This window comes from Streptomyces sp. NPDC055632 (assembly GCF_053618675.1).
Genome location: NZ_JBSHHY010000002.1, coordinates 388818 through 415225, shown reverse-complemented (window position 1 = coordinate 415225; position 26408 = coordinate 388818). Strand labels below are relative to the sequence as shown.

General features: G+C 73.1%; 30 protein-coding genes. 11 read left to right on the top strand and 19 right to left on the bottom strand.

The window, feature by feature from the left end; genetic code table 11:
• Nucleotides 1-121 precede the first annotated feature (121 nt).
• Complete coding sequence (locus ACWGSR_RS04505; protein ID WP_376233093.1) at nucleotides 122-460, top strand: MerR family transcriptional regulator; 339 nt, start codon at nucleotides 122-124, stop codon at nucleotides 458-460.
• A gap of 84 nt (nucleotides 461-544) precedes the next feature.
• On the opposite strand, the gene trhA is transcribed toward ACWGSR_RS04505, so the two are convergent.
• Nucleotides 545-1210 carry a PAQR family membrane homeostasis protein TrhA gene (trhA, locus tag ACWGSR_RS04500; RefSeq protein ID WP_376233181.1) on the bottom strand — a complete coding sequence of 222 codons (666 nt, stop codon included), beginning with the start codon at nucleotides 1208-1210 and terminating at the stop codon, nucleotides 545-547.
• 743 nt (nucleotides 1211-1953) lie between these two features.
• Here trhA and ACWGSR_RS04495 point away from each other — a divergent pair.
• Together ACWGSR_RS04495 and ACWGSR_RS04490 are read left to right on the top strand one after the other, a co-directional pair.
• On the top strand, nucleotides 1954-2505 hold the full coding sequence (locus ACWGSR_RS04495) for a DUF5994 family protein (RefSeq protein ID WP_376233096.1): 552 nt from the start codon (nucleotides 1954-1956) through the stop codon (nucleotides 2503-2505).
• A 4-nt stretch (nucleotides 2506-2509) separates the two neighbouring features.
• Nucleotides 2510-2719: a hypothetical protein gene (locus ACWGSR_RS04490; protein ID WP_376233099.1), complete on the top strand. Its 210-nt coding sequence runs from the start codon at nucleotides 2510-2512 to the stop codon at nucleotides 2717-2719.
• A gap of 206 nt (nucleotides 2720-2925) precedes the next feature.
• On the opposite strand, the gene ACWGSR_RS04485 is transcribed toward ACWGSR_RS04490, so the two are convergent.
• Nucleotides 2926-3450 (bottom strand): DUF5994 family protein, encoded by a 525-nt coding sequence (locus ACWGSR_RS04485; protein ID WP_453563449.1) that lies wholly within the window; start codon nucleotides 3448-3450, stop codon nucleotides 2926-2928.
• Nucleotides 3451-3749: 299 nt separating this feature from the next.
• On the opposite strand from ACWGSR_RS04485, the gene ACWGSR_RS04480 reads away from it, so the two are divergent.
• Both ACWGSR_RS04480 and ACWGSR_RS04475 read left to right on the top strand, forming a co-directional pair.
• On the top strand, nucleotides 3750-4055 hold the full coding sequence (locus ACWGSR_RS04480) for a hypothetical protein (RefSeq protein WP_376233104.1): 306 nt from the start codon (nucleotides 3750-3752) through the stop codon (nucleotides 4053-4055).
• 164 nt (nucleotides 4056-4219) lie between these two features.
• Nucleotides 4220-5425, top strand: coding sequence for a PP2C family protein-serine/threonine phosphatase (locus tag ACWGSR_RS04475; protein ID WP_453563447.1), 1206 nt, complete (start codon nucleotides 4220-4222; stop codon nucleotides 5423-5425).
• Nucleotides 5426-5522: 97 nt separating this feature from the next.
• Here the strand turns inward: ACWGSR_RS04475 and ACWGSR_RS04470 are convergent, their stop codons facing one another.
• The 14 genes from ACWGSR_RS04470 to ACWGSR_RS04405 form a co-directional block, all read right to left on the bottom strand.
• On the bottom strand, nucleotides 5523-6107 hold the full coding sequence (locus ACWGSR_RS04470) for a hypothetical protein (RefSeq protein ID WP_376233110.1): 585 nt from the start codon (nucleotides 6105-6107) through the stop codon (nucleotides 5523-5525).
• Between the two features lie 7 nt (nucleotides 6108-6114).
• Nucleotides 6115-6375 carry a hypothetical protein gene (locus ACWGSR_RS04465; RefSeq protein WP_376233112.1) on the bottom strand — a complete coding sequence of 87 codons (261 nt, stop codon included), beginning with the start codon at nucleotides 6373-6375 and terminating at the stop codon, nucleotides 6115-6117.
• Nucleotides 6376-6408: 33 nt separating this feature from the next.
• The gene (locus ACWGSR_RS04460; protein ID WP_376233114.1) at nucleotides 6409-7308 is read right to left on the bottom strand and encodes an EamA family transporter; all 900 of its coding nucleotides are present in this window, start codon (nucleotides 7306-7308) and stop codon (nucleotides 6409-6411) included.
• 3 nt (nucleotides 7309-7311) lie between these two features.
• Nucleotides 7312-7818: a flavin reductase family protein gene (locus ACWGSR_RS04455; RefSeq protein ID WP_453563657.1), complete on the bottom strand. Its 507-nt coding sequence runs from the start codon at nucleotides 7816-7818 to the stop codon at nucleotides 7312-7314.
• A 17-nt stretch (nucleotides 7819-7835) separates the two neighbouring features.
• Nucleotides 7836-9329: an MFS transporter gene (locus tag ACWGSR_RS04450; RefSeq protein WP_453563442.1), complete on the bottom strand. Its 1494-nt coding sequence runs from the start codon at nucleotides 9327-9329 to the stop codon at nucleotides 7836-7838.
• On the bottom strand, nucleotides 9326-10420 hold the full coding sequence (locus ACWGSR_RS04445) for an LLM class flavin-dependent oxidoreductase (protein WP_453563439.1): 1095 nt from the start codon (nucleotides 10418-10420) through the stop codon (nucleotides 9326-9328). The genes ACWGSR_RS04450 and ACWGSR_RS04445 overlap by 4 nt, the downstream gene beginning before the upstream one ends.
• Nucleotides 10417-11700, bottom strand: coding sequence for an ATP-grasp domain-containing protein (locus ACWGSR_RS04440; RefSeq protein ID WP_376233121.1), 1284 nt, complete (start codon nucleotides 11698-11700; stop codon nucleotides 10417-10419). Before ACWGSR_RS04440 ends, ACWGSR_RS04445 begins: the two co-directional genes overlap by 4 nt.
• Nucleotides 11700-13052, bottom strand: coding sequence for an ATP-grasp domain-containing protein (locus ACWGSR_RS04435; protein WP_453563435.1), 1353 nt, complete (start codon nucleotides 13050-13052; stop codon nucleotides 11700-11702). Before ACWGSR_RS04435 ends, ACWGSR_RS04440 begins: the two co-directional genes overlap by 1 nt.
• Before the next feature lie 38 nt (nucleotides 13053-13090).
• Nucleotides 13091-14467, bottom strand: a complete 1377-nt coding sequence (locus tag ACWGSR_RS04430) for an ATP-grasp domain-containing protein (RefSeq protein ID WP_453563433.1) — start codon at nucleotides 14465-14467, stop codon at nucleotides 13091-13093.
• Between the two features lie 237 nt (nucleotides 14468-14704).
• Complete coding sequence (locus ACWGSR_RS04425) at nucleotides 14705-15469, bottom strand: hypothetical protein (RefSeq protein ID WP_376233127.1); 765 nt, start codon at nucleotides 15467-15469, stop codon at nucleotides 14705-14707.
• 59 nt (nucleotides 15470-15528) lie between these two features.
• Nucleotides 15529-15828 carry a 2Fe-2S iron-sulfur cluster-binding protein gene (locus ACWGSR_RS04420; RefSeq protein ID WP_376233130.1) on the bottom strand — a complete coding sequence of 100 codons (300 nt, stop codon included), beginning with the start codon at nucleotides 15826-15828 and terminating at the stop codon, nucleotides 15529-15531.
• Between the two features lie 195 nt (nucleotides 15829-16023).
• The gene (locus tag ACWGSR_RS04415) at nucleotides 16024-17214 is read right to left on the bottom strand and encodes an NAD(P)/FAD-dependent oxidoreductase (RefSeq protein ID WP_453563429.1); all 1191 of its coding nucleotides are present in this window, start codon (nucleotides 17212-17214) and stop codon (nucleotides 16024-16026) included.
• 1 nt (nucleotide 17215) lies between these two features.
• The gene (locus tag ACWGSR_RS04410) at nucleotides 17216-18145 is read right to left on the bottom strand and encodes a 2-dehydropantoate 2-reductase (protein ID WP_453563427.1); all 930 of its coding nucleotides are present in this window, start codon (nucleotides 18143-18145) and stop codon (nucleotides 17216-17218) included.
• 239 nt (nucleotides 18146-18384) lie between these two features.
• Complete coding sequence (locus ACWGSR_RS04405; RefSeq protein ID WP_376233137.1) at nucleotides 18385-18549, bottom strand: hypothetical protein; 165 nt, start codon at nucleotides 18547-18549, stop codon at nucleotides 18385-18387.
• A 229-nt stretch (nucleotides 18550-18778) separates the two neighbouring features.
• Between ACWGSR_RS04405 and ACWGSR_RS04400 the strand changes: the two genes are divergently transcribed.
• The 4 genes from ACWGSR_RS04400 to ACWGSR_RS04385 all read left to right on the top strand — a co-directional run bounded on the left by ACWGSR_RS04400 (nucleotide 18779) and on the right by ACWGSR_RS04385 (nucleotide 21612).
• Nucleotides 18779-19750, top strand: a complete 972-nt coding sequence (locus tag ACWGSR_RS04400; RefSeq protein ID WP_376233139.1) for a hypothetical protein — start codon at nucleotides 18779-18781, stop codon at nucleotides 19748-19750.
• Between the two features lie 144 nt (nucleotides 19751-19894).
• Nucleotides 19895-20695, top strand: coding sequence for an alpha/beta fold hydrolase (locus ACWGSR_RS04395; RefSeq protein WP_376233142.1), 801 nt, complete (start codon nucleotides 19895-19897; stop codon nucleotides 20693-20695).
• A 66-nt stretch (nucleotides 20696-20761) separates the two neighbouring features.
• Nucleotides 20762-20986, top strand: a complete 225-nt coding sequence (locus ACWGSR_RS04390; RefSeq protein ID WP_453563423.1) for a hypothetical protein — start codon at nucleotides 20762-20764, stop codon at nucleotides 20984-20986.
• 62 nt (nucleotides 20987-21048) lie between these two features.
• Entirely contained in the window at nucleotides 21049-21612 is a 564-nt protein-coding gene (locus tag ACWGSR_RS04385; protein ID WP_453563421.1) for a hypothetical protein, read from the top strand.
• Here the strand turns inward: ACWGSR_RS04385 and ACWGSR_RS04380 are convergent.
• Nucleotides 21606-22202, bottom strand: coding sequence for an RBBP9/YdeN family alpha/beta hydrolase (locus tag ACWGSR_RS04380; RefSeq protein WP_453563418.1), 597 nt, complete (start codon nucleotides 22200-22202; stop codon nucleotides 21606-21608). The two genes, ACWGSR_RS04385 and ACWGSR_RS04380, sit on opposite strands and share 7 nt — an antisense overlap.
• A gap of 336 nt (nucleotides 22203-22538) precedes the next feature.
• On the opposite strand from ACWGSR_RS04380, the gene ACWGSR_RS04375 reads away from it, so the two are divergent.
• Nucleotides 22539-22952, top strand: coding sequence for a pyrophosphohydrolase domain-containing protein (locus tag ACWGSR_RS04375; protein ID WP_453563416.1), 414 nt, complete (start codon nucleotides 22539-22541; stop codon nucleotides 22950-22952).
• Between the two features lie 158 nt (nucleotides 22953-23110).
• Here the strand turns inward: ACWGSR_RS04375 and ACWGSR_RS04370 are convergent, their stop codons facing one another.
• Both ACWGSR_RS04370 and ACWGSR_RS04365 read right to left on the bottom strand, forming a co-directional pair.
• Nucleotides 23111-23521 (bottom strand): VOC family protein, encoded by a 411-nt coding sequence (locus tag ACWGSR_RS04370; RefSeq protein WP_383329434.1) that lies wholly within the window; start codon nucleotides 23519-23521, stop codon nucleotides 23111-23113.
• A 170-nt stretch (nucleotides 23522-23691) separates the two neighbouring features.
• Nucleotides 23692-25080, bottom strand: coding sequence for a glutamate decarboxylase (locus ACWGSR_RS04365; protein WP_453563413.1), 1389 nt, complete (start codon nucleotides 25078-25080; stop codon nucleotides 23692-23694).
• Between the two features lie 468 nt (nucleotides 25081-25548).
• Here ACWGSR_RS04365 and ACWGSR_RS04360 point away from each other — a divergent pair, with 468 nt between their 5' ends.
• Nucleotides 25549-26340 (top strand): class I SAM-dependent methyltransferase, encoded by a 792-nt coding sequence (locus ACWGSR_RS04360; protein WP_453563410.1) that lies wholly within the window; start codon nucleotides 25549-25551, stop codon nucleotides 26338-26340.
• Nucleotides 26341-26408: the final 68 nt, after the last annotated feature.

Sequence of the window (26408 nt, the reverse complement as noted above, 5' to 3'; positions counted from 1 at the left end):
CGCAGTACGCAGCAAGAAGGCCTGTGCGGCATCAGGGCCGGCAGGTGGTGTAGTAGTTCCTTCGGGGCCCTGGTGCCGTACGGCACCAGGGCCCCTCGACGCGTTGCAGAGAGAGGTGCAGATGACAGCGGACGACACACGCGGGCGTCTCGACGACGACGACTACCCCGCCTACACCATGGGCCGGGCCGCCGAGATGCTCGGCACCACCCCCGCCTTCCTGCGGGCCTTGGGCGAACACCGTCTGATCACCCCGCTGCGCTCCGAGGGCGGCCACCGCCGCTACTCCCGTTACCAGCTGCGCATCGCCGCACGCGCCCGCGAACTCGTCGACCAGGGCACCGCCGTCGAAGCCGCCTGCCGCATCATCGTCCTCGAGGACCAGCTCGAAGAAGCCCAGCGCATCAACGCCGAATACCGCCGCGCCGCCGGATCGGCCGCACCGCCGGTCTCCGACTGAGGCGAGTTCACCCGTCGCCCCCGTACGTCGACGGGACGCTCCGGCACCGGGGCCCGTGGGCGGGATCAGGCTCCCGGCAGGGCGTCATGACCGGTGGACGGCGAGGAAGACGGCCGTGCAGTGTGCGGCGAAGGCTGCCACGGTCAGCGTGTGGAAGACCTCGTGGAAGCCGAACCAGCGGGGCGAGGGGTCGGGGCGCTGGAGGGCGTAGACGACCGCGCCCGCGCTGTAGAGAAGGCCGCCGGTCACGATCAGGGAGACCACGGCCGCCCCGCCGCCGTGCAGGAAGTCGGGCAGGTACCGCGCGGGTGCCCATCCCAGGGCCAGGTAGCAGGGGGTGTACAGCCAGCGGGAAGCCCCGACCCACAGGACACGGAAAGCGATGCCGACGAGAGCGCCCGTCCACACGATCCACAACAGGACGGACCACTGGCCGGGGGAGAGCAGGAGGACGGCGAGCGGAGTGCACGTGCCGGCGATGATCAGGAAGATGTTGGCGTGGTCGAGGCGGCGCAGGACGGCCTCGCCGAGTGGACCCCAGGTGCCGAGGTGGTAGACGGCACTGGTCCCGAACAGCAGCCAGGCCGTGACGGAGTACACGGTGCAGGCCAGCACGGCCTGCGGCGTCCCCGCACGGCAGATGAGGACGATGCCCGCCGCCAGCGACACGGGGACCATGCCGGCGTGGAGCCAGCCGCGCAGCCTCGGCTTGACCTGTTCCGCCAGGTCGGCGGCCAGGTCGGCGGCCAGCTCGGCCGGACCGGCGGCGGGGCGGGCGTCCTCGGCGGCACCGTCGTGGCGCGATCCGGGGGCGGGACCGGCCGGACCGTGTCCCGCGACCGCCGGTGCGGAAGAGCCGCTGCCGGCTTCGACGTCGTCTCGGGACACCGCTTCCTCCCTTACCGAACCGGACTGTGGGGCATCACGGCCGTCGCGGTCATCACGGCCATCGAGGTCATCACGGCCATCGCGGGCAACCATGTGCACATGGTAAGGATCTGCCCGGAGAAGACCCCTGGAGCTCGCCCCGTCGTACAGGAGGCGATCCGGGCAAGGGCCCACGCCCGTCGTCTCCTCGGGCCGGGCACCATCCGACGGCTCAAGCGCCGTGCGGCTCCCGAGCTTGTGGCGCGGGTTCGGTTCCCGTCATCCGCTCCCGGGGCTTCACCGCTCGGTGAATCTCGCCGGGACGGGGCTTCCGCGGAAGGGGAAGTGCCGGGTTCCGCCATGGCGGACCGTCCGCCCGCACGGGGCCACCGACACGTCACGGCCGGTGCGACGTCACCACGGCCCCACGGCACCCCGCGCGTCCGCCGACCGGACGGCGCCCTCGGCCGGAAACTCCTGCGCCGGGAACCGCTCGTCCGGCCACGGGGCGGAGTACGCTGGAATTACCGGGAGTAACTCGTACACCCGCTCCCACGCGGACGTCGTTTCCGGCGATCACGACACTGGGCCGCTCCGCGGAGCGGCCCGGGAACGGATCCGCGATCATGACCACCGTCGTTCCGCCGCCCCCGGCACGTCTGACCCTGATCCCGAGGACTCCCCCCGCCAGCCCGCTGGACGGTGCCTGGTGGCCTCGTTCACGCGATCTCGCGGTCGAACTCCCCTCACTGGCCGATGCGTTGGAGAGCCGCTTCGGGCGCATCACGCGCATCGCGGTGAATCCCACCCGCTGGCCCGTCGTCCCGCACAAGGTTTCCGTCACCGGGCACACCGTGCATGTGGGCCGGTTCACCGAACAGGATCCCGACAAGGTGATCCTGCTCTCCTACTCCGTCGGCCGCTGCGACCTGCTGGTGATCCCGCCCGGGACCGAACCCGCCGCGGCGGCCCGGCTGATGGACGCTGCCGCCACCCCCGGCGGCGCCCTCACCGCCGGCGCGCTGATGTCCGGCGAGGCCGCGGCCGACCGCGGCACGCGGGACGTCCGAGGCCGCGAGGACTCCTGGGAGACCGACGGCGGGGCCGCCCCGCCGCCTCTCCGGCACCCAGCCGTCGGGGCAAGGATGATCTCCCTGCCGGGAACCGTGCGGAGGTGACGACATGGAGATCCTGATCACGCTCGCGGTGGGCGCCGTCCTGATCGTGCTCGGCCTGTTCCTGATCCACCGGCTCAACGCCCAGCACGACGCACGCATCGCGGCCCATCACTTCGGCACCCCCTTCCCGACCGTGGCCCGGCCACCCGGCCACAGCCCGCGCAGTTCGTCGGGACAGGCACCCGGCCGCAGGCGCACGGGCATCCGGCCCTGATCCCCGAACCACCGCTCCGACCGAAGGTTCGGCACGCTCCTCCTCATCGCCGACGTCCTCCGCTTCGCCGTGAGATCGATGCCGCACCGCCGACGCCCGGCACGAGGAGACGACCGCCGCTCCGCACCCGCCCCGGTCCCCCTCCGGGAAGCCGTCTCGTGGCGCGGGTTCGATTCCCGTCATCCGCTCGTGGACGAAGGCCCCGGTCAGCGACCGGGGCCTTCGTCGTCGTCCGGGGCGGTGTCGCCCGACGGGGCCGCGGGGTGCGGGAGTTCGGCCAGGAGGATCTCGGCCGCCCGGGTGGTGTTGCCGGTGTGGACGGCGCGGGCCATGGCGGTGCGGGCGGCCTCGGGCGCCGTGTCCGGCGGGACGACCATGAGGGAGAAGTGGTCGTTGTCGCCGCGGGTGATCAGGACGGTGTCGTCGCCGACGGAGAAGGAGTCGAGGTGCACGACCCGCTCGTCGACGGTCAGACGGGGCGGGATGCCGTTCCAGGCGGAGGCGTCCAGGCCCACGCGGGTGAGGGGGCCCAGGTGTTCGGTCAGGGCGGTGACCAGGGGCGGGAGCTCCTGTTCGACGTCGCGCGTGCGCGGCCACCACGCACCGTCGAGGAGGCCCTGCCGGGAGTGCGTCGTCTCCAGGCGCAGCAGGGCGGTGCCCGGTCGGACGGCACGGTGGATCTCGTCGGGCAGGAGGAGCGGGGACGTGGGGGGAGTGCCTGCGTCGGTCATGACCGGCCCGCCTGTCTGCAGGAGGTCACCGCCGCCCGGGGTGTGGCCACGGCGGGTGCCGGGCCGACGGGCGGTGCGGGGCCCCGTTCCTTCACCGTACTCCGGGGGTTCCGCGCACGCGCCGCTTACTCCGGGGGTTCCGCGCACGCGCCGCTTACTCCGGGGGTTCCGCGCACGCGCCGCTTCGCCGACGCGTGAGAGGCCGACGGTGCCGGACGTACGGTGGACGTACCGGGAAGCGCGCCGGGCCCGCTCCGGCCACCCGTGGACGCGTCCCCGGTGGAAGGACGGTGCCCGCCGTGGAGCACAACGACCCCGAAGCCCTGCCGGCACCCGCCGTGGAGCACAACGACCCCGAAGCCCTGCCGGCACCCGGACACGCCGAGGTGCGCATCGTCTCCGCCACCCCGGACGCCGCCCGCGCGGTGGCGGAGATCCTCCGCCGCTGCTTCGCCGGCAGCGAGCAGCGCAGCTACCCCGCTCCGGACGGTGGCGTCCGCCTCCACCTCACCGTCGACACCGCTCGCACCGCCGGCCCGGCCCGGTCCTGGCTGGCCACCAGCAGGCCCCCGAGCGGCACCGGATCCCATCCCGAAGAGCCCTGACCGGTCCCCCGGCGGCAGGACGACACGGCGTCCTCCGCCCCGGTCGGGCACGCGTGGCGCCCCCGGCCGCCGTGCAGCATCCTGGAAGCCGCACCGCGATGCCGCCGGATCGGCACGCCGGCACCGGCCCCGGTCGTCGCCCCGCCGCCCTCCTGGAGGCCCCGATGACCGTCGGACGGTACGAGCACGGGGATCCCGACCGCTCGGAGAGCTTCGGGGAGGCGCTGCTGGGCGGGCTCCTGGACCGCGCGCACGAGCTGCCGCCCGACCGGGTCGGGCCCGTCGTCGCCGACCTGCTGGCCCGGCTCGGATGCCGGGAGGTGCAGATCCTGCTCCAGGACTACGGGCAGCAGAAGCTGGTCCCCCTTCCCGGGGAAGGACTGGCGGGCGGCGAGCCGCTGCCGGTCGACCGCTCGGAGGCCGGCCGGTGCTTCCTCACCTCACGCCCGGTCGAGACCGCGTCGGCCGAGGGGGTACGCGTCCACGTACCGCTGCTGGACGGCGGTGACCAGGCCGGGGTCCTGGCCGTCACCCTGGACGCGGTCGACGACGACGACCGCCGCATCCTGCGCAGGGTCGCGGGTCTGGTCGCCGACCTGCTGCGGACCAAGAACGGTTACACCGACCTCTTCTTCCGAACCCGCCGCGGCGAACCGATGAGCGTCGCCGCCGAGATCCAGTGGTCGCTCCTGCCGCCCCTGGCCATGTCGATGCCCCGCGTCGCGGTCGCCGGGGCCCTGGAACCCGCCTACGACGTGGCCGGCGACAGCTTCGACTACGCCCTGAACGGCGACGCCTTCCACCTCGCCATGATCGACGCGATGGGACACGGCCTGGACGCGGCGACCATGGCGACCGTGGCCATCGGCGCGTACCGGCACGCCCGCCGGATCGGCGTCGAGCTGTCCGAGATCTACCTCTTCATGGACCGGGCCGTGGCCGAGCAGTTCGCCCCCGACCACTTCGTCACCGCGCAGATGATGCGGCTGGACACGGACACCGGCCGCCTCCAGTGGGTCAACGCCGGGCATCCCGCCCCCATGCTGATCCGCGAGCACCGCGTCGTACGCCGCCTGAACAGCCCCACGACCCTCCCCGTCGGCTTCGGAGGGGATCAGCCGCAGGTCGGCGAAGTGACGCTCGAACCCGGCGACCGCGTCCTCTGCTTCACCGACGGCCTGGTCGAGGAACACGAGAGCGGACGGGAACAGTTCGGCGAGGACCGGTTGATCGAGTGCGTCCACCGACTGGACCGGGCCGACCGGAGCGTCCGGGCCGTGGCGCGCGACCTGTCCCACACGCTCGTACGTGCCCGTGACGGGGCCACCACCGACGACGCGACGCTCGTCCTCGTCGAATGGCGCGGATGACGGAAGCCCCTCGTGCCCGGCGGTGCGGCCGCGAGGAGGGGCCCGGCCGTACGCCCTCGCCCGGCCCCCGGCCTCCAGGGCTCGCCCTGACGTCGCTCTACGGCCCGCCGTGGCAGTGGACCCGGCCGAGGGCGGCGGGGTGGGCGAGGGCGGCCGGAGCGAGGTCGTGGTCGGGGAGGTCGACGACCGCGAGGGCCGTCCGGGGCAGGTGCGGGGAGCGGGCGGTGGCGGTCAGGCGGGCGAGGGTCCGCAGCCGCGCGGTGGCGTCGGGCGGGCGGGGCGGGGCCGGCTGCTCGGCGGGCGCGCCGACGGCCAGGGCGAGCGGTCCGTACGGGGCGAGCGCGAGCAGCCAGCGGTGGTCGCGGTGCACGACGGCGACCACCGGCGCGCCGGTGCCGGGCTCGCCGGTCAGCCGGGCGGCGCGGAAGTCGCTCGCCGGGTCCCAGCGCAGCCCGACGCGCTCCGGGGCGATCCGCAGGTGCTCGGCCAGGGCGCGGCGGGCGCCGGCGCGGGCGGAGAGGAACCAGATCCGCTGCTCCTCGTGGGCGATGCGGGCGCCGCGCAGCTTCTCCTCCCGGTCGAGCAGCGCGACGTCGGCCCGGCGGGTGGCGCGCTCCCCGCCGACGCCGTACCAGACGTGCACCGTGCCCGGGGCCGGGCGGATCACCGCGCGGCCCGACACGCGGCCGTCACGCCCGGCCCCCGGGGCCCAGCCGGACGCCCACCGAGCAGGGCGCCTGGAAGGCGTCGTCCGGGCGGCCGGCGACGAGCTGGGCGCCGAGCCCGCGGACGTGCTCCCCGGTCAGGATCAGCTCGACGTAGTCGCCGCCGTCCCTGATCGACACGTGCAGCGACACGTTGCCCTCGGCGTCGTGGGACAGGCCCATGGTGCCGTCCACCACCCCGGGGATCATCGACGGCGTCCGGCGGGTCGGTGCGTACGAGGTCATCGTTTCCTCCAACGGGAACGGCGGGTGCCGGGGTCAGGTGCGGGCGTCCGCCCGGCGGCGGGCGGCGAGAGCGGTGGTGATCCGTCCGCCGAACAGGCCGACGAGGAGGCCGAGGACGATCAGCACGAGGCACAGGGCCTTCGCGGCGGGGACCTCCTCGCCGAAGATCACCATCGAGCCGACGATCCCGAAGACCGGGACGAGCAGGGACAGCGGGGCGACGGTGGAGACCGGGTACTCCCTGAGCAGCCAGTTCCACATCCAGTACGCGAACAGCGTGTTGGGGTAGACCTGGAAGAGGACCGAGGCGACGGCGGTCAGGTCCACCTGCTCGGCCAGCCGGGTGTAGCCGGCGGTCCCGTCGACCAGCAGGTCGAGGGCGAACAGCGGTATCGGCGAGAACAGGCAGGACCACACCAGGAAGCCGAGGACGTCCTTGGGGGCGGCCTTCTTCATGATGATGTTGGCCACGCTCCAGGCCGCCGCGCCGCACAGCACCAGGCCGATCCCCGCCAGGGTGACGCTGCCGTCCGTGATGAAGGCCGTGCAGGCGAGGCCGGTCAGGGCGACCGCGGCGCCGGCGAACTGCAGGCCGGTCAGCTTCTCCCGGAACACGAAGGCGCCGAGGAAGAGCGTGAAGAAGGCGCTGGCCTGGAGGACCAGGGAGGCGACGCCGGCGGAGAGCCCGACCCGCACGCCGAGGTTGACCACCCCCCACAGACCGACCCCGAACACCAGGCCGTACCCGGCGAGGTGACGCCAGGGGACGTCGGGGCGGCGGATGAACAGGACCGCGGGGAAGGCGCAGAGGGCGAAGCGGATGCCCGCCAGGATGAACGGATCGACCGCGTCGAGTCCGATCTTGATCACCGAGAAGTTGACGCCCCAGATCGCGGTGATCAGTACCGCGAGTGCGATGTGACGGCCTTTCACGGCTCACACCACCTCTCGCGTGGAGTGGAACCCCCGGCGGTGCCACAGCAGCGGCTCGGCCGCCCCGTCCGCACGCACCCCGGTCACCTCTCCGACGAGGAGGTGGTGGTCGCCGGCCGGGATCAGGTCGGCGGTGCGGCAGCGCAGGGCCACCGCCGCGTCCGTCAGGTACGGAAGGTCGGTGCCGGTCCAGTCCTCGAAGTCGAGGCCGGCGAACCGGTCGACGCCGCGGGACGCGAACCGCCGGGCCACCGGCGTGTGCCGGGCGCCCAGCACGCTGACGGTGAACCCCGTGGCCGCGGTGAGCGCGGCCCGGCAGCTGGAGTCGTTGGACAGACCCACCAGGATCAGCGGCGGGTCCAGCGACACCGAGGTCACGGCGGAGGCGGTGAAGCCCCTGCGGCGCCCGTGTTCGTCGCGGGTGGCGACGACGGTCAGCGGGGCCGCGAGCAGTGCCATCGCCTCGCGGAAGGTGGGACCGTCCACGGGTGTGGACGGGTCCAGGGCCATTACGGTCACGGTTTTCCTCAGGTGTGGGTGCGTACGGGCCGCTCGGGCCGCCGGAAGGGGTTCTGGGGTCTCCGCGGGCGCGGGCGCGGGATGCCCGCCGGGGGGTTTCCGGCCGCGCTGTCCGGGGCCGCCGTCTCCTGGGGAGCGCCGTCCGGGGCCGCCGTCTCCTGGGCCGTGCCCTCCCGGGCCGCCGTCTCCCGGGGAGCGCCGTCCGGGGCCGCCGTCTCTTCGGTCGCGATCCCGTCGGCCTCGACCGCTGCCCCGTCGGCCGCAGCCGCGACTCCGTCGCCCCCGGCCCCGTCACCCGCCGCCGTGGCCCGGCGGAAGCTGCGGATGGTCAGCGGCAGCACGACCGCTCCGAACGCGCCCAGCAGCACGGCGAGTGCGCCCACCAGCCGCTGCGGGCCGATGGCGGCGCCGACGCTGCTGATGAGCAGGCCCCCGATCGGGTACGAGAGCAGGCCGATGAGGAAGAACGGCCCCATCACCTTGCCCAGGTGCCGCTGCGGAATGACCTTGACCCGCTCGGTCCGGTTGAACACGTTGAAGTACGCGACGCCGCACAGCGCGGCCACGAACGCGGGCGCGTACACCGTGAACGTCGGAGCGGACCCGAGGACCAGCAGGCACACGCACATCACGACGTAGCCGAGCACGCCGAGCAGCCACACGCCGAAGCGTTTCAGCAGCCTCGGTGTCATCAGCAGGTTGACCAGTCCGGCGACCCCCACCAGCATGTTCAGCAGGGCGAACGAGGACTCCGGGGCCTTGAGGACGTCCGTGACGACGGCCGCGTTCGCACCGAGCATGGTGGCGAAGACCAGGTTGATCGCGAAGTTCAGGCTCGCCAGCAGCATCACCGGGCGGTTGCCGAGCAGCAGTCTCCAGCCCAGCCGCAGTTCGCCCAGGTTGCCCCGTACGGTGCCGGCGCCCCCGGTGCGGGTGCCGCGGGGCAGCTTCAGCCAGCCGGCCGCGGCGGCCAGGAACATCAGCGCCGCGAGGCCCAGCAGCCAGACCTTGCCGAGGACCGCCACCGCCAGGATCGCCAGCCCCGGCCCGAGGGCCATCGCCAGCAGCTCCATGTTCTGGAACAGCGCCTGGTTGCGCGGCAGGTCCTCCGGGGAGGAGAGCTGCGGCACGGTCTTCTCGATGGACATCCGCACCGGTGCGATCAGCGTGGACAGCAGCGCTCCGTTGACCATGAGCACGCCGACCGTCCAGGACGGCACGGCGAAGCAGAGCACCACGGTCACGCCCAGGACCGCGGCGCGCGCGGTGTTGGCCAGGGAGAAGAGCCGGGTGCCGCCGTCCCGGTCCGCCATCAGCCCGGCGAAGGGGTAGACCAGCAGACAGGGCAGCCACTCCACGGCGTAGGCGAGGCCGAGCATGGAGAGCCTGCCGGACTCCTGGAAGATGATCAGCGGCACGCTGAAGAGGACCAGTTGCTCGGCCATCAGGCCGAGCAGCACCCCGCCGCCGAACAGCGCCCGGCGCGTCCGCACCCCGCTCATCGGGCGGCCGCCGCGAGCCGGCCGGCCGCGCCCCGCTCCTCGGCGCGCTCCAGGTCGCGCAGCAGCGGCAGCACCCCGGTGTAGAAGTGGCGCATCTCGTCGCGGGCCGGCCAGCCGGAGAAGATGAACTGCGTGACGCCCGCCGCCTTGTACGCCATGAGCTCGGCGGCGATCTCCGCGTGGCTGCCGACCAGGCACAGGGCGGGTCCGCCCCGGTAGGCGACGGCACCGGACCACAGGACCGGCGACATCCAGCCGTGGCCCGCCTCCTCGGCGAGGCGGAACGAGTTCTTGACGGCGGCCGAGTCCGCCGAGGCGACGAAGTCCGACACGAAGGCCCGGTGGTTCTCGTCCGTGCCGCGCATGACCTCGGCGAGGTCGCCGAGCGCCTCCTCCCGGGTCGGGCGGCTCAGCACCTGCATCCGCAGGCCGACGCCGACGCCGCGGTCCCGGAACGGCCGGGCCGCCTCCGCGACGGCCTCCGGGGTGTCGCCGTAGCGGAACCAGCAGTCGCCGTGGGTCAGCGCCGTCCGTTGGGCGACCTCTGAGGCTCCGCTGATGTAGATCTCGGGCCGGCCGCCGCCCCAGAAGCCGAGGCCCAGCTGGGCGTCCTTCAGGCGGTAGTGGTCCCCCTCGTACGTCAGCGGGGTCTCGCCGCGCCAGAAGCGGTGCAGGACGTCGAGGAACTCGTCCGCCCGCGCGTAGCGGTCGTCGTGCGCGAGGAAGTCCCCGTAGTACGCCTGCTCCACCGGGGAGATCCCGGCAACCAGGTTGAGCGCGACGCGTCCCTTCGACACCCACGAGACGGTGTTGACCAGCTGGGCGAAGAGCGTGGGGGACAGCAGGCCGGGCCGGTAGGCGAGGATGAAGCGGACCTTCTCCGTCTCCCGTGCCAGCACCGAGAGCACCGGCAGCGGGTCGGGCAGGCCGTAGCTCTGCGCCATGAGCAGGGACTCCACGCCGAGGGCGTCCGCCTCCCGGGCGTACTCCACCGCGCCGTCCAGGTCGAGCAGGTCCGAGCGGTACTTCTCGGTGCTCTTCTTCTGCCCGCTGTCCAGCGATGAGCCCCAGTGGATCCTGAGCCCGGTCATGCCTGTACTCCGCTCTGCCTGTGGTTCGGGTTCCCGGCGGTGCCGGTGGTGGTCCGTATGCGCAGGGACCGGAAGAGCGAGGCCATCCAGTCCCGGGTGCGCGCCGGGGAGGAGGCGGCCGCGATCCCGGCCAGCGCCGTCTCGTGGGCGCCGTAGGTGATGTGCCCGGGCAGCGGGGCACCCGGCGGGAGCTCGTGCCAGGTGACGGCCTCGGGCGCGGTGCGGTACTCCTCCGCCCCGTCGAAGCCGTCGAACAGCTCGCCCGCCAGGTGGTGGCCGGGGTGGACGAACCAGCCGTACCAGGAGCGTTCCGCCGCCGGCGGGGGCAGCTCGTCCGCGACCCGCTCGCCGAGCAGGATGCGCAGCTCCCAGGAGGGCAGGTGGATGCCGGTGGCCAGCTCGAAGACGGCGACCACGTCGGCGCCGCCGACCCGGTTGCCGACCTCCAGGAACACCGGCTCGCCCTCGTGGACGATCGCCTCCAGGTGGAAGCTGCCGTCCTCGATGCGGACGGCCGCCAGCACCTTCGCCACCCAGTCGCGCACCTCTTCGGGGCAGTCGATCTGGTACGAGCCCATCGGCAGGCCCTGCGCGTACGCCAGGCAGGTCCCCAGGTACTCGCTGGCGCCCACGACGAGCACCTCGCCGCCCTCGACCAGGCCGTCGTAGTGGCGGACCGGGCCCTCCACGAACTCCTCGACCTCGAACTCGGAGACGGCCCCGGCGCGCTCGGCCGCGTCGAGTCCGGCGATGCCGGTGCGCCGTCCGGCCACGGCCTCGTGGGCCTCGGCGGCGCTGCCGAAGACCGTCACGTCGACGCTGGAGGCGCCCCGGTGCGGCTTGAGCACGGTGGCCCCGGTCCAGGGGGCGTCGCCGCCCCGGTCGAGGAAGTCGGCCAGCGACAGGAACCGCGGCGCCCGCAGGCCCGCGTCGGCGACGGCCCGCTTCATCAGGATCTTGTCCCGGGCGAGTTCGACCTGCTCGACGGGGGCGCCGGGCACGCCGTACCGCTCGCGCAGCCGGGCCGCGTCGAGGAGTTCGTACTCGGAGAGCGAGACGATCCGGTCGAAGGGCCGCCGCACGCCGTCCAGCCAGGCCGCCGCCTCGTCGAACGCCGACCGCGTGCCGGCCCGCTCGACCCGCTCGCACGGCAGGTCGGCGGGGAGCGTGTCGAGCGCCGCCCGGGTGCCCAGGTAGGTGACCCGGTGCCGGGTGTGGTCGATGCCCCGGGCGTACTCGATCTTGGGGTACGGAACCCGGTGCAGGATCAGGATGTCCATCAGCATGCCTCCAGCTCGGTCGCGAGGTCGGGGAGGAAGGTCCGGTCCCGGCCGCAGCCGGCGTCGAGCGCGGCCGGCCAGACCTCCCTCAGGGTCCGCACCACGTCCCGGACGTCGACCCGGTCGGTGTGCAGCGTCAGACAGCCCTGGGCCGCGAAGTCCGCGTTGTCGCGCGGCTCCGCGTGCAGGGTCCGCCGGCCGGACACCAGCCAGCCGAACTCGCGGGCCACCAGCTCGCCCGGGCGCAGGCCCAGCACCCGCGCGGTCGTGGCGAGCGCGTCCTCGAACGGCGTGGCCCCGGGCCGCAGGTCCTCGCGGGAGAAGAGCCGGTCGGAGGCGACGCCCAGCATCACGGTGGCCGCCGAGCAGGACGGTGCGGGCAGGACGCCCGGGACGTCGGCCCCGAAGGCCGAGTCCACCCAGGCCCGGTACAGGTCGATCCCGTACACCCAGCGCGCCAGCGACCAGATCTTCATGCCGGCCGGACGGCGGTTGGGCTCGACGACCGCCGCACGGCGGTCGTCGCCGCTCAGCTTGATCTCGTTGTGGAACGGCCCGTCGCACTGGCCGACCAGCACGTTGGCCTGCCGTCCGGCGCGCTCCAGGGAGGCGAGGCCGGTCTCGGTGACCCGGGCGGGCAGCACCTGGGCGCACTCCACCGGGTAGCGGCCCGCGGCGCTCAGCTTCTCGGTGACGAAGGACAGCCGGCCCAGCCCGTCGTAGGAGTACTCGCGGTCGTAGGGGATGATCTGCTCGCAGATCACGCCGTCCGCGACGTACGGCAGCACCTCGGCGAAGGCCGCGCCCAGGTCGTCGCCGGGGCGCACCAGGACCACTCCGCGGTTGTTGCCCTCCTTGGTGGGCTTGACCACGAAGCCGTCGGGGTGGCGGGCCGCGAACTCCCGCAGTCCGTCCAGGGATTCGATCCGGGCGAACCCGGGCACCATGATCCGCTGCGCCGCCAGCAGTTCCCTGGCGCCGTCCTCCGCGCGCCGGTAGGTCAGCTTGCAGAACGCGGCCTCCGCCAGGTCCGGGGAGTCCACCGGCAGGCCGAGGCGGCGCAGCAGTTCGGCGCCGCCGCGCACCGCGTCGTCGGAGAAGACGATGCCGGCGGCGAACTCCTCGCGGCGCCCGCCGAGCAGCTTCTCGCCCGCCTCGGCGAAGTCCGGGCGCAGCGGGTCGAGGTCGACGACCTCGTCGCAGACGAGGCGGTCCGCGTCGGTGGGACGGGCCCGGACCAGCGTGACCTCGGCGCCGTACGCCCGGTGCACGTGGTCGCGTATGCGGCGGACGTCGTCGATGCGGCTCAGGTTGTAGTCGACAATCAAGAACCGCGTCGGGCCGAGCGGCATCGTGGTCTCCTGCCTTTCCGGCGCAGTGCCGGACGGTGTCACGTCTCGTACTGGACTTCGACGGCGTCGCGGGACGCCCGGATGAGTTCGGGGAGCAGCCGCTCGCGCTCGTCGAGGGGCATGCTCCACAGCAGTTGGCCGAGGAAGACCTCGCGGGCCTCGGAGTCGATCCGGTCGCCCGCCCGGGCGAGGATCTGCACGACGGCGGGCCGGACCGGGAGGTCCTCGGCGAGCGCGATCCGCGCGATGCGGCCGCGCTCGCCGAAGAAGACCCGGAAGAAGGTGGCCCGGTCCGCGGGCGAGGTGCCGTCGGGGCGGTACGAGATCTCCGCGAGCCGCCGGTTCCAGGCGCCGAGGGCGTCGGGGTCCGGCCGGCCGGCCGCCAGCAGCAGGTCGATCCACAGGCCGAGCAGGTCGTCCGTGCCGTTCAGCGCCTTCACGCTGTGCGAGATCAGGCTGCCGCCGACCCGGGGGTTCACCTCGATCAGTTCCCACCGGCCCTCGTGGTGGCGGGCCTCGATGTGGAAGCAGCCCCAGCGCAGGTCGAGGCGGGCGAGCAGGGCGAGCACCCAGGTGCGGCCCGCGGCCAGGCCGGCCGGGTCCAGGGAGTCCGGCGGGCTGGTGCAGGCGTTCTCCAGGACCGCTCCGGCGGTCTCGGTGACCTCGCACTTCTCGTGCACCGCGACCAGGTGCGCGGTGCCGTCGGCGACGAGCAGTTCGAAGCTGAACTCCCGGCCCGGCACGTAGTCCTCGACGAGGAACGGCACGCCGGGCCCGAACGCCGAGGCGTAGACCGGGTCCCGGCGGGCCTCTTCGGCGATCCGCTCGATGTCGGCCCAGGTGGTGGCGGCGGTGAGGGGGAAGGTGCCGAGCGAGGCGATGCCGCTGACCGGCTTCACGAAGTGGCGGCCCCCGTCGGCCTGGCGGGCGGCGAGCGAGTCGGGCGTGAGGGCGGCGGCCCGGGCGCGGCCGAGACCGGCGTCGGCGAGCGCGTTGCGCAGCGCGAGCTTGTCGCGCAGTGCCAGGACCTGCTCCTCGGCGAGGTCCGGGAGGTCCAGGAGGGAGTTGGCGTGCGCCATCAGGTGGCGGTAGCCCTCCCAGACGGTGAGGCAGCCGAGGACGCGCTCGCCGCGGCGGCCCAGTGCGGCGATGTGCTCCTCGACGTCGGCGCGGGTCAGCACGTGGGAGTCGGTCGACCGGACGTCGTACGCCTTGGCGGCCAGGTCGTCGAGCCGCTCCGGCAGGTGCTCGGGCAGCGGCAGGGACGTCAGGACGTACGCCTTGGTCCCGCGGCTGTCGAGCGCGCCGATCAGGTCTTCCAGGAAGGAGAACCCGACGTGGCTGAGGAGGAGGACGCCCCCGCGGTCGGCGGGATCGTGCGGGCTGGCGTCGTGCGGGCTGCGGGGGTTGTTCACCCGGCCGTCCTTTCGCGGGGAGGTCAGAACCGGTGCGCGGGGCGGCGACGCGGCGGGCCCGTGCGTACGGGAGGGGTGCCCTCGTGCGTACGAGGGGGTGCCCCCGTGCGTACGGGGGTGCGGCGGGCGCCGCGGGAGCGGGGGTGCGGTGGGTCCCCGCGCGGGCGGGGTGGGTGCGGCGGGCGCCGTGGGGGGTGGTGTGGAGGGCGCCCGCCGCGTTCCCGGCCGGGCCGCCGGTCAGACGGCCGCGAGCTCCGTGGCCTTCTCGGCACCGAGGATCGTGTCCTCGTAGAGCTCCTTGTAGTAGAGGGCGAGGATCGACTGGTGCTCGCGCAGGTAGGTGCGCAGCGCCGCGATGTCCTCCTCGCCGCGGATCAGGAAGCGCAGCGCGGCCCAGACCTCGCCCGGGTGGTCGTCGTTGATGTCGGTGTGCGAGTGGCTGATCTGTCCGGCCAGCTTGTCCTCGCCGACCGAGTCCTTGAGCGCGACGAGCTTGCGCGGCTCCAGCTTCACGTTCACGTACTCGACGAGGTACGAGTACGCGACGACGCCGAGCGGGCCCTCGTGGTCGAGGAGGTAGGAGAAGTAGCCGGTGAGCAGCTTCGTCGACAGGTACGGCTCGATGGCGAGGAACTCCTCGCGCGAGACGCCGACCTTGGCGAGGTCGTCGATGAAGAGCTCGTCGTGGAGCATCTCCTCCTGCTCGTAGTTGGCCCAGATCTGCGCGGCCTCGGGGCTGCGCTTGGCGATCTCGGACAGGGCCTTCGACTCGGCGACGCGCAGCAGGCGGATGCGCCACGCCGTCTCGACCAGGTGGCGCTTGTAGTACGCCGAGTCGACGTTCTTGCCCTCCAGGTGGGCGGCGTGCGGCACGGTCTCGTACCACTCCTGCACCTGCCGGTCGATCTGCGCGTCCATCTCGGCACGCAGTTCGAGGGAGCGGGCGGCGTTGAGGAACGGGAATCGGTTCTCGTAGCCGGCGTTGATGACGCGGTTGGTCATGGTGGTGACGGTTCCTTCTGGTGTAGGGATGAGCTGGTGTTCCGGGTGGGTCGGACGGCTCAGGCGTCCGCGACGCGCAGGGTCGCGGAGTCCAGGAGGCGGCACTGGCAGGCGAGGCGGTGGTTGCCGCCGGACTTGCCGAGGTCCTCCAGGAAGTCGAGTTCTTCGTCGTCGGGTTCGCCCAGGGCCTCCGTGCCGCCCTCCAGGACTTCGACCACGCAGGCGCCGCACGCCCCCGAACGGCAGCCGAAGGGGATGACGCGCTCCTGGATCTCGTACTCGAGGTCGGTGAGGCGGGAACCCGCCGGGAGCAGGACCTCCAGGCCCTGCGGCTGGAGCGTGAGCTTCTTGAGCTTCATCGGGGTTGGGGTTTCCTAGGGGGTGTCTGACACATGAGCGCGGAAGAAGGAGCGGTGTCCGGTGCGTGCGATCGCAAGGCGCCGGAGTGCCCTCGTGGCGGAGCCACGTGGGCGGTTCGGCAACGCGGCGAGGGTGCGTGCCGGACACCGCGACGCCGCGGGCATGTGGCAGACACCCCCTGGACGGTCGGCCGGTCACCTCGCGGCTAGTACGCCGGGCGTGGCGACCGGGGGCGGGACGGTGTCGGAGGAGTGCTCCGGGGCGAGCCGGGAGCCGGGGCGCAGGGCCACGGCCGCGTGGTTGACCGCGGTGGCGGCCTCGCCGAAGCCCACCGAGATGAGCGGGACGCGGCCGGGGTGGTCGCAGCCGTCGCCGGCCGCGTAGACCCCGGGCAGGCTGCTGCGCATGGACCGGTCCACGGAGATCCGGCGGTTGTCGAGGGCCAGTCCCCAGTCGGCGATCGGGCCGAGCCGGCTGGTGAAGCCGAGCGCGGCGACGAGGGCCTGGGCGGGCCGCTCCAGGACGGTGTCGCCCGAGGTGATCCGCACGCCCTCCAGGGCGGCACCGCCGTGGCAGGCGGTGACCCGGGCGTCGGTCAGGACGTCGACCGGGGAGCGGTGGAGCTGCGCGACGCTGTGCTCGTGCGCGCGGAAGGCACCCCTGCGGTGGACGAGGGTGACGCTGCGGGCGAGCGGGGCGAGGGCGAGGGCCCAGTCGACGGCGCTGTCGCCGCCGCCGACGACGACGACGTCCTGGTCGCGGTGGTCGTCGAGGCGGGCCACGTGGTAGGCGACGCCGCGGCCCTCGTACGGGACGGCGCAGGGCAGGGTGCGCGGGCTGAAGCTGCCGAGGCCGGCGGTGATCACCACGGCCCCGGTGCGGACCAGCCGGCCCGCGTCGGTGCCGACCAGCCAGCCGTCGCCGTCCCGGACCAGGGTGGTGGCGGTCTGCCCGAGCAGGTACCGGGTCCCGAACGGGGCGGCCTGGGCGAGCAGGTTGTCCACGAGGTCGCGTCCCCTGATCGCGGGGTGCCCGGCGATGTCGTACAGGAACTTCTCCGGGTAGAGCGCGGCGACCTGCCCGCCCGGGTGGGCGAGGGTGTCGACGACGGTGGTGCTCAGACCGCGGAATCCGGCGTAGTACGCCGCGTACAGGCCGGCGGGTCCGGCGCCGATGACGGTCAGGTCGGTCGTGTGGTCGGGTGCGGGGCCGGTCGTGAGGTCGGGTGCGGGGTCGGGTGTGCCGGGCGGGGCTTTCGCGTCCGTCGGGGTCTCGGTGTACGGCGGGGCTTTTGCGTCCGTCGGGATCTTCGCGTCCGTCGGGGTCTCGGCGTACGGCGGGGCTTTCGCGTCCGGCGGGCCGGTCTCGTCGGTCCGGATGGTCATGTCACGCCTCCGCGCGGGCACGTTCCTCGCGCAGGGCGAGGAGCTGGTGGAGGAGGTCGTGGAGCGGCGCGGGGATCCCGGCGCGGGCGGCGAGTCCCGCCACCGCGCCGGTCCAGGCGTCGAGTTCGGAGGGCCGGCCCGCGGCGATGTCGCGCTGCAGCGAGGACGTGCCCCCGGCGGGCTGCGCGTCCACGAAGGCGAGGGTCTCCTCGACGATCCCGGCGGGCAGGGTGACCCCGTGCGCCCCGGCGACCAGCCGGACCTCCGCCATGGCGTCGGCGAGCAGCCGCCGGGTGCCGGGGCGGGTGCGCAGTTCGCCGATGGTCGCCCCGGTGACGGCACCGAGTCCGCCGAAGGGGACGACGAACAGGAGCTTCGCCCACAGCTCGGCCCAGATGTCCTCGGGCACGATGACGGGCACGCCCGCCCCGCCGAAGGCGTCGCGGATCCGGCGCACCCGCTCGCTGTCCCGGTTGTCCCACTCGCCGAAGGCGAGCGAGCCCGCGCCGCCGACGTGCCGGATCCGGCCGGGGCCCTCCAGCAGGGTGATGACCTTCGCGACGGCGGGCAGGACGGCGGCACGGCCGACGGCGGCGGCGGTCTCCTCCGGCGCGGTGACGCCGTTCTGCAGGGTCAGGACGGCGGTGCCGGGCCCGACCAGCGGATCGAGGAGCGGGAGCGCGGCACCCAGCTGCCAGGTCTTCACGGCGAGCAGGACCAGGTCCACCGGGCCGGTGCCGTCGGTGGTGTCGGAGGCCGACACCTGCGGCAGGGTCGTGGTCCCGTCGGGTCCGGCCACCGTCAGGCCGTGCTCCCGCAGCGCCGCGAGATGCGCGCCGCGGGCCACGAAATGCACCTCGTGTCCCGCCCCGGCGAGGCGGGCGCCGAAGTAGCCGCCAATGCCGCCGGAGCCGACCACTGCCACCTTCATGCCATCGGTGCGGTTCGCCCTAATAGCGTCCGTTCCCATTTCAGAGCCCTCTGATATAGTCCATTTTCGAGCGGTGCCCCGTCCTGCGTGCACCCGAACGGTGTGCGCAATCGGATCACGCGTGACAATTCCGCAATGAGGCAGGTGTCGGGGTGGGCGTTCACGGGGCAAGCGCCGCACTGCCGCTTTTATAAGTCCGGTTTCCGGTCGGCGGGCAGTCGGCCCGGCAACTCTGCCGATCAGGGCTTCAGCGTGTGCCAGATGAATTCGTCGGTCACGTTGCCGTAGGCCACGGCAGGCGCACCGGCCTCGTTCACCGTAGCCCCGGAAATCCCGGACTGTGCCACGACGCCGGCAAGAGCGAGCGCGAGCAGAAATGCAGAAGCGATACGTGCGGTAACCATGGTAAAGCGTCCCCCCAAAGCATGTTTCGATCCGAAGGGCCATCCCCCGGCCCTTCCGGTATCAGCCTGCCGAAGTAATCGCCCGACTGCCACCGAAACCCGGTGACGACAAGTCGCAGACAACTTCCACTCACCCTCAAGGGAATCCAGGAACGTGATAAACCGGACAGATGAGGCATCGGAACACAGAATTCCGGAGTTTTGTGAACTCCATGTGACGCTCTACCGCATGGCGTTGGAGTGCGGCTCGCTGCATCCGGTCGCCGCCACGCTGGAGCTGGACCGGCCGGCGGACGAGGTCGAGGCGGCGGTGGCCGACCTCGCCACCCTCGGCCTGCTCCGCCCGCGGCAGGCCACGCGCCCCTGTGAGTCCACCGACAGTCCGGTCGAATACCTCCCCAGTAACCCCGAGGTCGCCGTCACCCACCTGGTCGGCCCCATCGAGGCCGACATCAGGCGGCTGCGCCGCCGGGCGGACGAGCTCAGCGCCCATGTGATGGCGATGAAGCCGGTCTTCGAGGAGGCGTGGCAGGGCCACTTCACGAAGGCGCCGATCGAGTACCTCACCACGCTCGACGCCATCCGCGTCGCACTGGAGCGGATCTCGGCCTCGACCCGGGTCGAACTCCTCGCCGCCCACCCCCAGGTACCGCCGCCCGAGGCCCTGGACGACGGCTACAGCCGCACCGCCGAGACGGTCGCCCGCGGCGTCCTGTGCCGCACCCTCTACCCGCACGCCGCCCTGTCCCACGGCTACATACGGCAGCACCTGACCCGCATGACCGCGCTGGGGGTGGAGTACCGCACGGTCAGCCACATCCCCGACCGCCTCCTGCTGGTCGACGCCAGCACCGCGATCATCTCCGATCCCGAGCAGCCGACGGGCCAGGGCGCTCTCGTCGTGCGCGAACCGTCCCTGGTCCGCCACCTCTACCGCTCGTGGCAGAACGTCTGGGACTCTGCCCGCCCCTTCGCCGACACCGAGGCGGCCGTCGCCCAGCCGTCCCCCAGGGAAGAACTCCGCCGCTCCATCCTCCAATTGCTCGACGCGGGCATGAAGGACGAGATGGCCGCCCGCCGGCTCTCCATGTCGACGACCACCTACCGCCGCCACGTCGCCGACCTGCTGACGGAGCTGGACGCCCAGAGCCGCTTCCAGGCCGGCAGCTACGCCCGCCGCGCCGGCTGGCTGACCGACTGACCGCCGCCTCCACCTCCGAAGCCTCCGTCGCCGCCTCCGTCGCCGCCTCCGCCTCCGCCGCCGGGCGAAGGCGGCCCACCGCGTTCCCGACCCTCCCGAGCACCTGTGCTCCCCCTGCCCGACACCCCGTCCGAAGGACCCTCCATGACCTGGTCGGAACACACCGTCGTCCGTGAGGGCGTCCGCCTCTCCTGCCGTGACTGGGGAGGGTCCGGAACGCCCGTCGTCCTCCTGCACGGACTGGCCGGCCACGTGGGCGAATGGGACGCCACGGCAGCGGATCTGACGACCCGTCATCGGGTCGTCGCCGTCGACCAGCGCGGTCACGGCGCGAGCGAGCGACGTCCGCGGGACGTCTCCCGGGCCGCGTACGTCGCGGACGTCGTCGCCGTGGTCGAACAGCTCGGTCTCCGGCGGCCCGTCCTGGTGGGCCAGTCGCTGGGCGGCCACACCGCCATGCTCGCCGCCGCCGAGCACCCCGGACTCTTCCGGGCCCTCGTCCTGGTGGAGGCCGGGCCGGGCGGCCCGAACCCCGCCGTACAGGCGGAGATCGGGGGGTGGCTGGACTCCTGGCCCACGCCTTTCCCGTCGCGGGAGGCCGCCGTCGAGTTCCTCGGCGGCGGTGCGGTCGGCGAGGGATGGGCGGCCGGACTGACGGAACGCGACGGCGGCTGGTGGCCGCGCTTCGAACGCGACGTGATGGTCGCGTCGCTGGCGGAGAACGCCCGGCGGTCCTTCTGGGACGAGTGGTCGAACGTGACCTGCCCGACCCTGACCGTCCTCGGCCAGGGCGGCATCATCCCGCCCCCGGACATCGCCGAGATGCTCCGACGGCGGCCGGAGACCTCGGCCCTGAGCGTCCCCGGCGCGGGACACGACGTCCACCTGGAACGACCGGACGCCCTGCGGCACGCGCTCCGCGAGTTCCTCGGAACGGTCGCGTGACCACCCGCGTCACGTCCCGCACGCCCCTGCCGGACGCCCGGCCTCTGGCACGAGATGGAACGCGCCATGAAGAAGGCCGTCAAGGAGATCCTGGGAGATGTCGAGAAGTTCCGGTCGACCGCGCCGCCCGGTGAAACCAGTGGCCGCAGCGTGTTCAAGCAGCCGGTGGACCCGAGCGACCCGAAGTCCGGGTACGAGGAAGGAGGGCTCGACGCCAAGGCGTACGACGTGAACGGCATCGAGACCCGCATCAAGTACGACAGCGGCCGCACCCGCCGTTCACGGTCATGACGTCGATGCCCTACAGGCCCGCCCCGCAGACCCCGTAAAGCCCCTAGAAAGGCCCGCACCCCATGCAGTCCGTCGACCAGTCGTCCTGGGACGCCGCCGTGCGCCACCTGTACAGGGACGCGTACGGGTACATCGCCACGGGGCCGCGCCGCCACGAGGACTGGGTCCTCGACTTCCTCGCGGTGACGGCCCGGGTCCCCGACCCCCGGGGCTGGGCCGTCATCGACAACCCGGAAAAGGACCCGGAACGCTTGGGGAACCCCACCTACCCCTTCGCCGTCCACCCTCCCGAGTACGTCGCACCGCGTCTCCAGGAGATCGACCGGGACAGCGCCGAGGACCTGCTCCTCGCCCTCACGGAGGAGGGCTGCACCCTGTCCAACCTCCGGTACTTCGACGAATCCCCGGACGAACTGCGGGCGATGGCGCGCACGATCCTCGCCCGCTACGGCGACGAGGCCACCTACCACACCAACGTCAGCAAGCGGGGCAGCGCGCCCGGCACCCTCGACTTCACACAGGAGGGCCTGGGGTACAGCCCGCTGAGCACCCTCGTGGAGGACTGCGGCCTCGTCGTCGTCACGGACACCGAGGTCGGTCTGTTCTGGACGTTCGCCGACTACTGATCGGACTTCCGACGATCCCCACCGACGGCACCGCCCGGGGCGGACGGAAGTCGCTTCAGTACGGCTCCGGAGTGGCGGGCGACCAGGGTCGCCGCGTGGTCCCACGGCCCGTAGCCGTCCCGGGTGGCCAGGTGGCCGCCGCCGGGGACGACCTCGACGGTGGCGTCCCACGCCTCCGCGAGCGCCGCGCCCCGGTCCCGCGACAGGTGCGGGTCGTCGTCGGAGACCACGAGGTGGGTCCGCAGGGGCAGTGCGGAGGCGGGCAGGGGGGCCTGGGACCGGATCGCGTCCAGGGCGCCGGGGGCCTCGACGTCCGCCGGGGCGACCAGGAGGGCGCCGGTGACGCGGGCGTCGTAGCGGGTGGCTGCCCACTGCGCGACGGTGACGGAGCCGCAGCTGTGGCCGACGAGGAACACCTCGCCGTCGACGGCGCGCACGGCCTCGTCGAGCCGGGCGACCCAGCGGTCGCGGTCGACGGTCTCCCAGTCGTCCTGGACCACGCGGGAGAAGCCCTCGTAGGTGTTCTCCAGGTGGGTCTGCCAGTGGTCCGGTCCGGAGCCGGTGTAGCCCGGTACGGTCAGGAAGCGCACGGCCCCGCCTTTCGGGGCCGGGGGCCCGGTTCCGCCGCCCTCGGTGTGCGCGGGGCGCACACCCGCTCCGGGCGATCTCCGTGACCGCGGGCCGGAACGGTCCGGTCGGCCGTGCTCGTGCGTCGCGATGCCATCGTTCCTGTTCGAGCCCTCGGAATCCCCCGAAGCCCCGTGCTCCCCTCCCCCGACGGGGTGCGATTCTATCGCGTGCGAAGAAAGCGACAGGGCCTCGAACCCCTGCCCCCGGCCCGGCACTTCGCCTCGCTTCACTTCGCTTCGCTTCGAGGAAATTCAACCGCCTGGGAAAGGAAGAGAGTTGAACGAGAGGAAGGCCTCATGACCGCCCCCGCCCCGCAGGACCTGGTCCGCGAGTTCCACCGGGCCTTCGGCACCGGCACCGGCACCGGCCGCCCGGCCGCCGTCTCCCCCGAGCTGGCCCGGCACCGCCAGGCGCTCCTGGAGGAGGAGGTGGCCGAGGTCGCGGAGGCGACGGAGGCGGGCCGCCTCGTGGACATCGCGCACGAACTGGCCGACGTCGTCTACCTCGCGTACGGCACCGCCCTCGTCCACGGCGTGGACCTCGACGCCGTCCTGGCCGAGGTCCACCGCGCCAACATGTCGAAGCTCGGCCCGGACGGCCGCCCCGTCCTGCGCGAGGACGGCAAGGTCCTCAAGGGACCGTCGTACCGGCCGCCACGGGTCGCGGAGGTTCTGGCGCGCCAGGGCCACCGGGAGGAAGAGGGGGCCTGAGCCGTGCCCGCCGCTCCCCCGGAGGGAGCGGCGGAGCCCCCTCCGAGGACCCGGCGGCCGTCGCCCCCTCCTCCAGGTCCTTCAGTCGCTGCGCCTCGGTGCGGGCGCGGGCCCACGCGGGGTGGCACATGGCGGACTTCCCCTTCCGTCCCGGTGGGTCAGCGGAGTTCCTGGACGCGGATCAGGTTGCCCGCCGGGTCGCGGAAGGCGCAGTCGCGGATGCCGTACGGCTGCTCCGTCGGCTCCTGGACGACCTCGGCGCCGGCGTCCCGCACCTTCTCGAAGGTGGTGTCGAGCGCGCGGGTGGCGAGGAGGATCCAGCCGTACGTGCCCTTGGCCATCATCTCGGTGACGACGCGGCGCTCGTCCTCGGTGACGCCGGGGTCGGCGGCGGGCGGCGCGAGCAGGATCGACGTGCCGGGCTGCCCGGCCGGGCCGACCGTGATCCAGCGCATGGCCCCCTCCCCGACGTCGCTGCGCACCTCGAAGCCGAGGGCGTCGCGGTAGAAGGCCACGGCGGCGTCCGGGTCGTCGTGCGGGAGGAAGGTGGTGTGGATGGTGAGGTCCATGGACATCACGCTAGCTCCGCCCTCCCGGACACCGCTTCTCGAATCCTGACCGATCCCGACCGATGCCGGACCGGGCTCCGACCCGACCTCGACCCCGACCCCGGCCGGCTCCGACCCGACCCCGGCCGGACTCCGGCCCGCCCCCGGCCGGACTCCGGCCCGCCCCCGTCTCAGTGGTGGAAGCCCGCCCGTTCCGAGTCCGCCGGCTTGCCCTTCCTCAGGCGTTCCAGGGAGTCGCGCATGTCCCGGGCGAGCAGGTCGATCTCGTCCCGGCCCACCCCGTGCCGGATCAGGACCCGCTGGATCACGGTCTCCTGCCGGTCGGCGGGCAGCGGGTACGAGGGGACCTGCCAGCCGCGCATCCGGAGCTGGTCGGACAGGTCGTACAGGCTGAAGCCCGCGCCCGCCGGATCGGTGAGGGTGTACGAGACGGCCGGCAGCGCCCCCTGCCCGTCGTAGAGCAGGGTGAACGGGCCCATCTCCGCCACCTGCCCGGCCAGGTACCGGGCCGTCTCCGCGCACACCCCCTGGACCCGCCGGTACCCGGCCCGCCCCAGGCGCAGGAAGTTGTAGTACTGGGCGACGATCTCACCGCCGGGCCGGGAGAAGTTGAGGGCGAAGGTCGGCAGGTCGCCGCCGAGGTAGTTCACGTCGAACACCAGCTCCTTCGGCAGCAGGTCGGCGCTGCGCCAGACCGCCCAGCCCACGCCGAGGGGCGCGAGGCCGTACTTGTGGCCGGAGGCGTTGATGGAGGAGACCCGGTCGAGCCGGAAGTCCCAGACCAGGTCCCGGTGCAGGAAGGGGGCGACGAAACCGCCGCTGGCGGCGTCCACGTGGATCGGGACGTCGATCCCCGTCTCCTGCTGGATCCGGTCGAGCTCGGCGGCGATCTCCGCGACCGGCTCGTAGTCGCAGGTGAAGGTGACGCCGAGGATCGCGACGACGCCGATCGTGTTCTCGTCGACGTACGCGCGGAGCTGGTGCGGCCGCAGGCCGGTCGCGCCGTCCTCCAGGGGGACCTGGCGCAGCTCGACGTCGAAGTAGCGGGCGAACTTGTCCCAGCAGATCTGCACGGGCCCGGCCACGATGTTGGGCCGGTCGACGGGCTTGCCCTCGGCCCGGCGCCGCTCCCGCCACCGCCACTTCAGCGCCAGGCCGCCCAGCATGGCGGCCTCGCTGGAGCCGGTGGTGGAGCAGCCCATGGCACGGCCGCCCTCGGCCTCGGGGGCGTTCCACAGATCGGCCAGGATGTTCACGCACCGCGCCTCGATCTCGGCGGTCTGCGGGTACTCGTCCTTGTCGATCATGTTCTTGTCGAGGCACTCGTCCATCAGCCGGCGGACCTCGTCGTCCGACCAGGTCGTGCAGAACGTCGCCAGATTCTGCGCCGCGTTGCCGTCGAGCAGCAGCTCGTTGTGGAGCATCGCGTAGACGGCCTCCGGCATGGAGGGCTCCTCGGGCATGCGGTACTTCGGCAGGACCCGCTCGCTGAGCGGCGAGGCGAACACGTCCGTCCTCGCGTCAGCACTCGTCGGGGCCTTCATCTCGTGGAGCGCCACGGCTTCCCCTTCGCTCGACAGCACGACAGCACGACGGCTCGACGGCCCGACGGCTCGACGGCTCGACGGCTCGACGGCACGCCCACCGCGGACGGCCCCGTGCCTCTCATCAACCCACGGGGGCGGGGGCGGCGCCCGGCAGCGGGGAGGCCGTTGGCCCAGGTGGGTGAGGGGGAGCGCCGCCCGGCCCCGTCCCACGCCGCCTTGACGGCTCCGCCCCCGCTGACCTGCGGTTTCGTACGACGGGCCGGATCGGGGGTTCACCCGTTGGACGGGTGACGTGCCGGCGGCGCCGGCCCCCGGCGGGCCCGCCGTACCCCCTCCGACCTGCGGAGACGACACCCCGGGAGCAAGCCGACACGACCGATCGGGCGGATACCGGCACCACGGGACAAGCAGTACGTTCCGGGAGAAGTGGATCATCCACGATGCCCCCCCCCTGTCGACCGAGGCCGAAAGGCGACCCGCATGAGCAGCAGCACCACCCGAAAGGAAGCCGACACCGGCGACACCGCCGAGAACGCCGAGAACGCCGAGAACGCTGAGAACGCCGAGAACTACGACTCCTACGACGACCTCCCCGAGCGCCTCATCGGCTACCCGGCCGTCTTCCACGCCCTCGGCATCGGCTCCTCCGCCGTCCGCACCGTCCTGGACCACGGCTGCGGGCCCGGCAAGGTGGCCGTCCGGGTCGTCGAGGCCTCCGGCGCGCGCGTCGTGGCGGCCGACGTCTCGCCGCACATGCTGGCCGTCGCCCGCGAACGGCACCCTCACCCGAGGGTCGACCACCGGCTGATCGAGGACGACGGACGCCTCGCGTTCCTCGACGACGGCTCCGTGGACGCCGCCATGTCCTGCTTCGTCTACGTCACCGTCGGGGAGATCGAGGGGCTGCACGACATCGCCGCCGAGGTCCACCGCGTCCTGCGCCCCGGCGGCCGGTACGCCGTCCTCGACGCCAACCCGCGCAGCACCGGCGTCCGCTTCTCCACCTTCCGCGCCGGCGACCCCGGCCGCGTCTACACCAAGGGCGAGCTCCGGCCGACCCTCCTCGAACGGCCCGACGGCGCCGCCCCGCTGGAACAGGCCGGCCACCACTGGCCCTGCCAGACGTACCTCGACGTCCTGGGCAAGGCCGGCTTCACCGACCTGGACGTCCACGAGCCCGTGCTCCCCCGGCACTCGGCCCTCCTGGGCAGCCGCCCGGCGGAGGCCGACCACCCGCCGTTCCTGGTCGTCTCCGGGGTGAAGAGGGCATGAAGAGGTGACGGGCCGGACGAATAAATCTGTTCCCGCGAAGTGAGAATTCAGCACCACGCGCCGTGAGC

Excerpts from the sequence above, each read along its gene's own strand:
- ACWGSR_RS04505 (WP_376233093.1), top strand. The coding sequence starts at position 122 with ATGACAGCGGACGACACACGCGGGCGTCTCGACGACGACGACTACCCC.
- ACWGSR_RS04495 (WP_376233096.1), top strand. The coding sequence starts at position 1,954 with ATGACCACCGTCGTTCCGCCGCCCCCGGCACGTCTGACCCTGATCCCG.
- ACWGSR_RS04490 (WP_376233099.1), top strand. The coding sequence starts at position 2,510 with ATGGAGATCCTGATCACGCTCGCGGTGGGCGCCGTCCTGATCGTGCTC.
- ACWGSR_RS04485 (WP_453563449.1), bottom strand. The coding sequence starts at position 3,450 with ATGACCGACGCAGGCACTCCCCCCACGTCCCCGCTCCTCCTGCCCGAC.
- ACWGSR_RS04475 (WP_453563447.1), top strand. The coding sequence starts at position 4,220 with ATGACCGTCGGACGGTACGAGCACGGGGATCCCGACCGCTCGGAGAGC.
- ACWGSR_RS04465 (WP_376233112.1), bottom strand. The coding sequence starts at position 6,375 with ATGACCTCGTACGCACCGACCCGCCGGACGCCGTCGATGATCCCCGGG.
- ACWGSR_RS04455 (WP_453563657.1), bottom strand. The coding sequence starts at position 7,818 with ATGGCCCTGGACCCGTCCACACCCGTGGACGGTCCCACCTTCCGCGAG.
- ACWGSR_RS04450 (WP_453563442.1), bottom strand. The coding sequence starts at position 9,329 with ATGAGCGGGGTGCGGACGCGCCGGGCGCTGTTCGGCGGCGGGGTGCTG.
- ACWGSR_RS04445 (WP_453563439.1), bottom strand. The coding sequence starts at position 10,420 with ATGACCGGGCTCAGGATCCACTGGGGCTCATCGCTGGACAGCGGGCAG.
- ACWGSR_RS04440 (WP_376233121.1), bottom strand. The coding sequence starts at position 11,700 with ATGGACATCCTGATCCTGCACCGGGTTCCGTACCCCAAGATCGAGTAC.
- ACWGSR_RS04435 (WP_453563435.1), bottom strand. The coding sequence starts at position 13,052 with ATGCCGCTCGGCCCGACGCGGTTCTTGATTGTCGACTACAACCTGAGC.
- ACWGSR_RS04425 (WP_376233127.1), bottom strand. The coding sequence starts at position 15,469 with ATGACCAACCGCGTCATCAACGCCGGCTACGAGAACCGATTCCCGTTC.
- ACWGSR_RS04420 (WP_376233130.1), bottom strand. The coding sequence starts at position 15,828 with ATGAAGCTCAAGAAGCTCACGCTCCAGCCGCAGGGCCTGGAGGTCCTG.
- ACWGSR_RS04415 (WP_453563429.1), bottom strand. The coding sequence starts at position 17,214 with ATGACCATCCGGACCGACGAGACCGGCCCGCCGGACGCGAAAGCCCCG.
- ACWGSR_RS04410 (WP_453563427.1), bottom strand. The coding sequence starts at position 18,145 with ATGAAGGTGGCAGTGGTCGGCTCCGGCGGCATTGGCGGCTACTTCGGC.
- ACWGSR_RS04405 (WP_376233137.1), bottom strand. The coding sequence starts at position 18,549 with ATGGTTACCGCACGTATCGCTTCTGCATTTCTGCTCGCGCTCGCTCTT.
- ACWGSR_RS04400 (WP_376233139.1), top strand. The coding sequence starts at position 18,779 with ATGGCGTTGGAGTGCGGCTCGCTGCATCCGGTCGCCGCCACGCTGGAG.
- ACWGSR_RS04395 (WP_376233142.1), top strand. The coding sequence starts at position 19,895 with ATGACCTGGTCGGAACACACCGTCGTCCGTGAGGGCGTCCGCCTCTCC.
- ACWGSR_RS04390 (WP_453563423.1), top strand. The coding sequence starts at position 20,762 with ATGAAGAAGGCCGTCAAGGAGATCCTGGGAGATGTCGAGAAGTTCCGG.
- ACWGSR_RS04385 (WP_453563421.1), top strand. The coding sequence starts at position 21,049 with ATGCAGTCCGTCGACCAGTCGTCCTGGGACGCCGCCGTGCGCCACCTG.
- ACWGSR_RS04375 (WP_453563416.1), top strand. The coding sequence starts at position 22,539 with ATGACCGCCCCCGCCCCGCAGGACCTGGTCCGCGAGTTCCACCGGGCC.
- ACWGSR_RS04370 (WP_383329434.1), bottom strand. The coding sequence starts at position 23,521 with ATGGACCTCACCATCCACACCACCTTCCTCCCGCACGACGACCCGGAC.
- ACWGSR_RS04360 (WP_453563410.1), top strand. The coding sequence starts at position 25,549 with ATGAGCAGCAGCACCACCCGAAAGGAAGCCGACACCGGCGACACCGCC.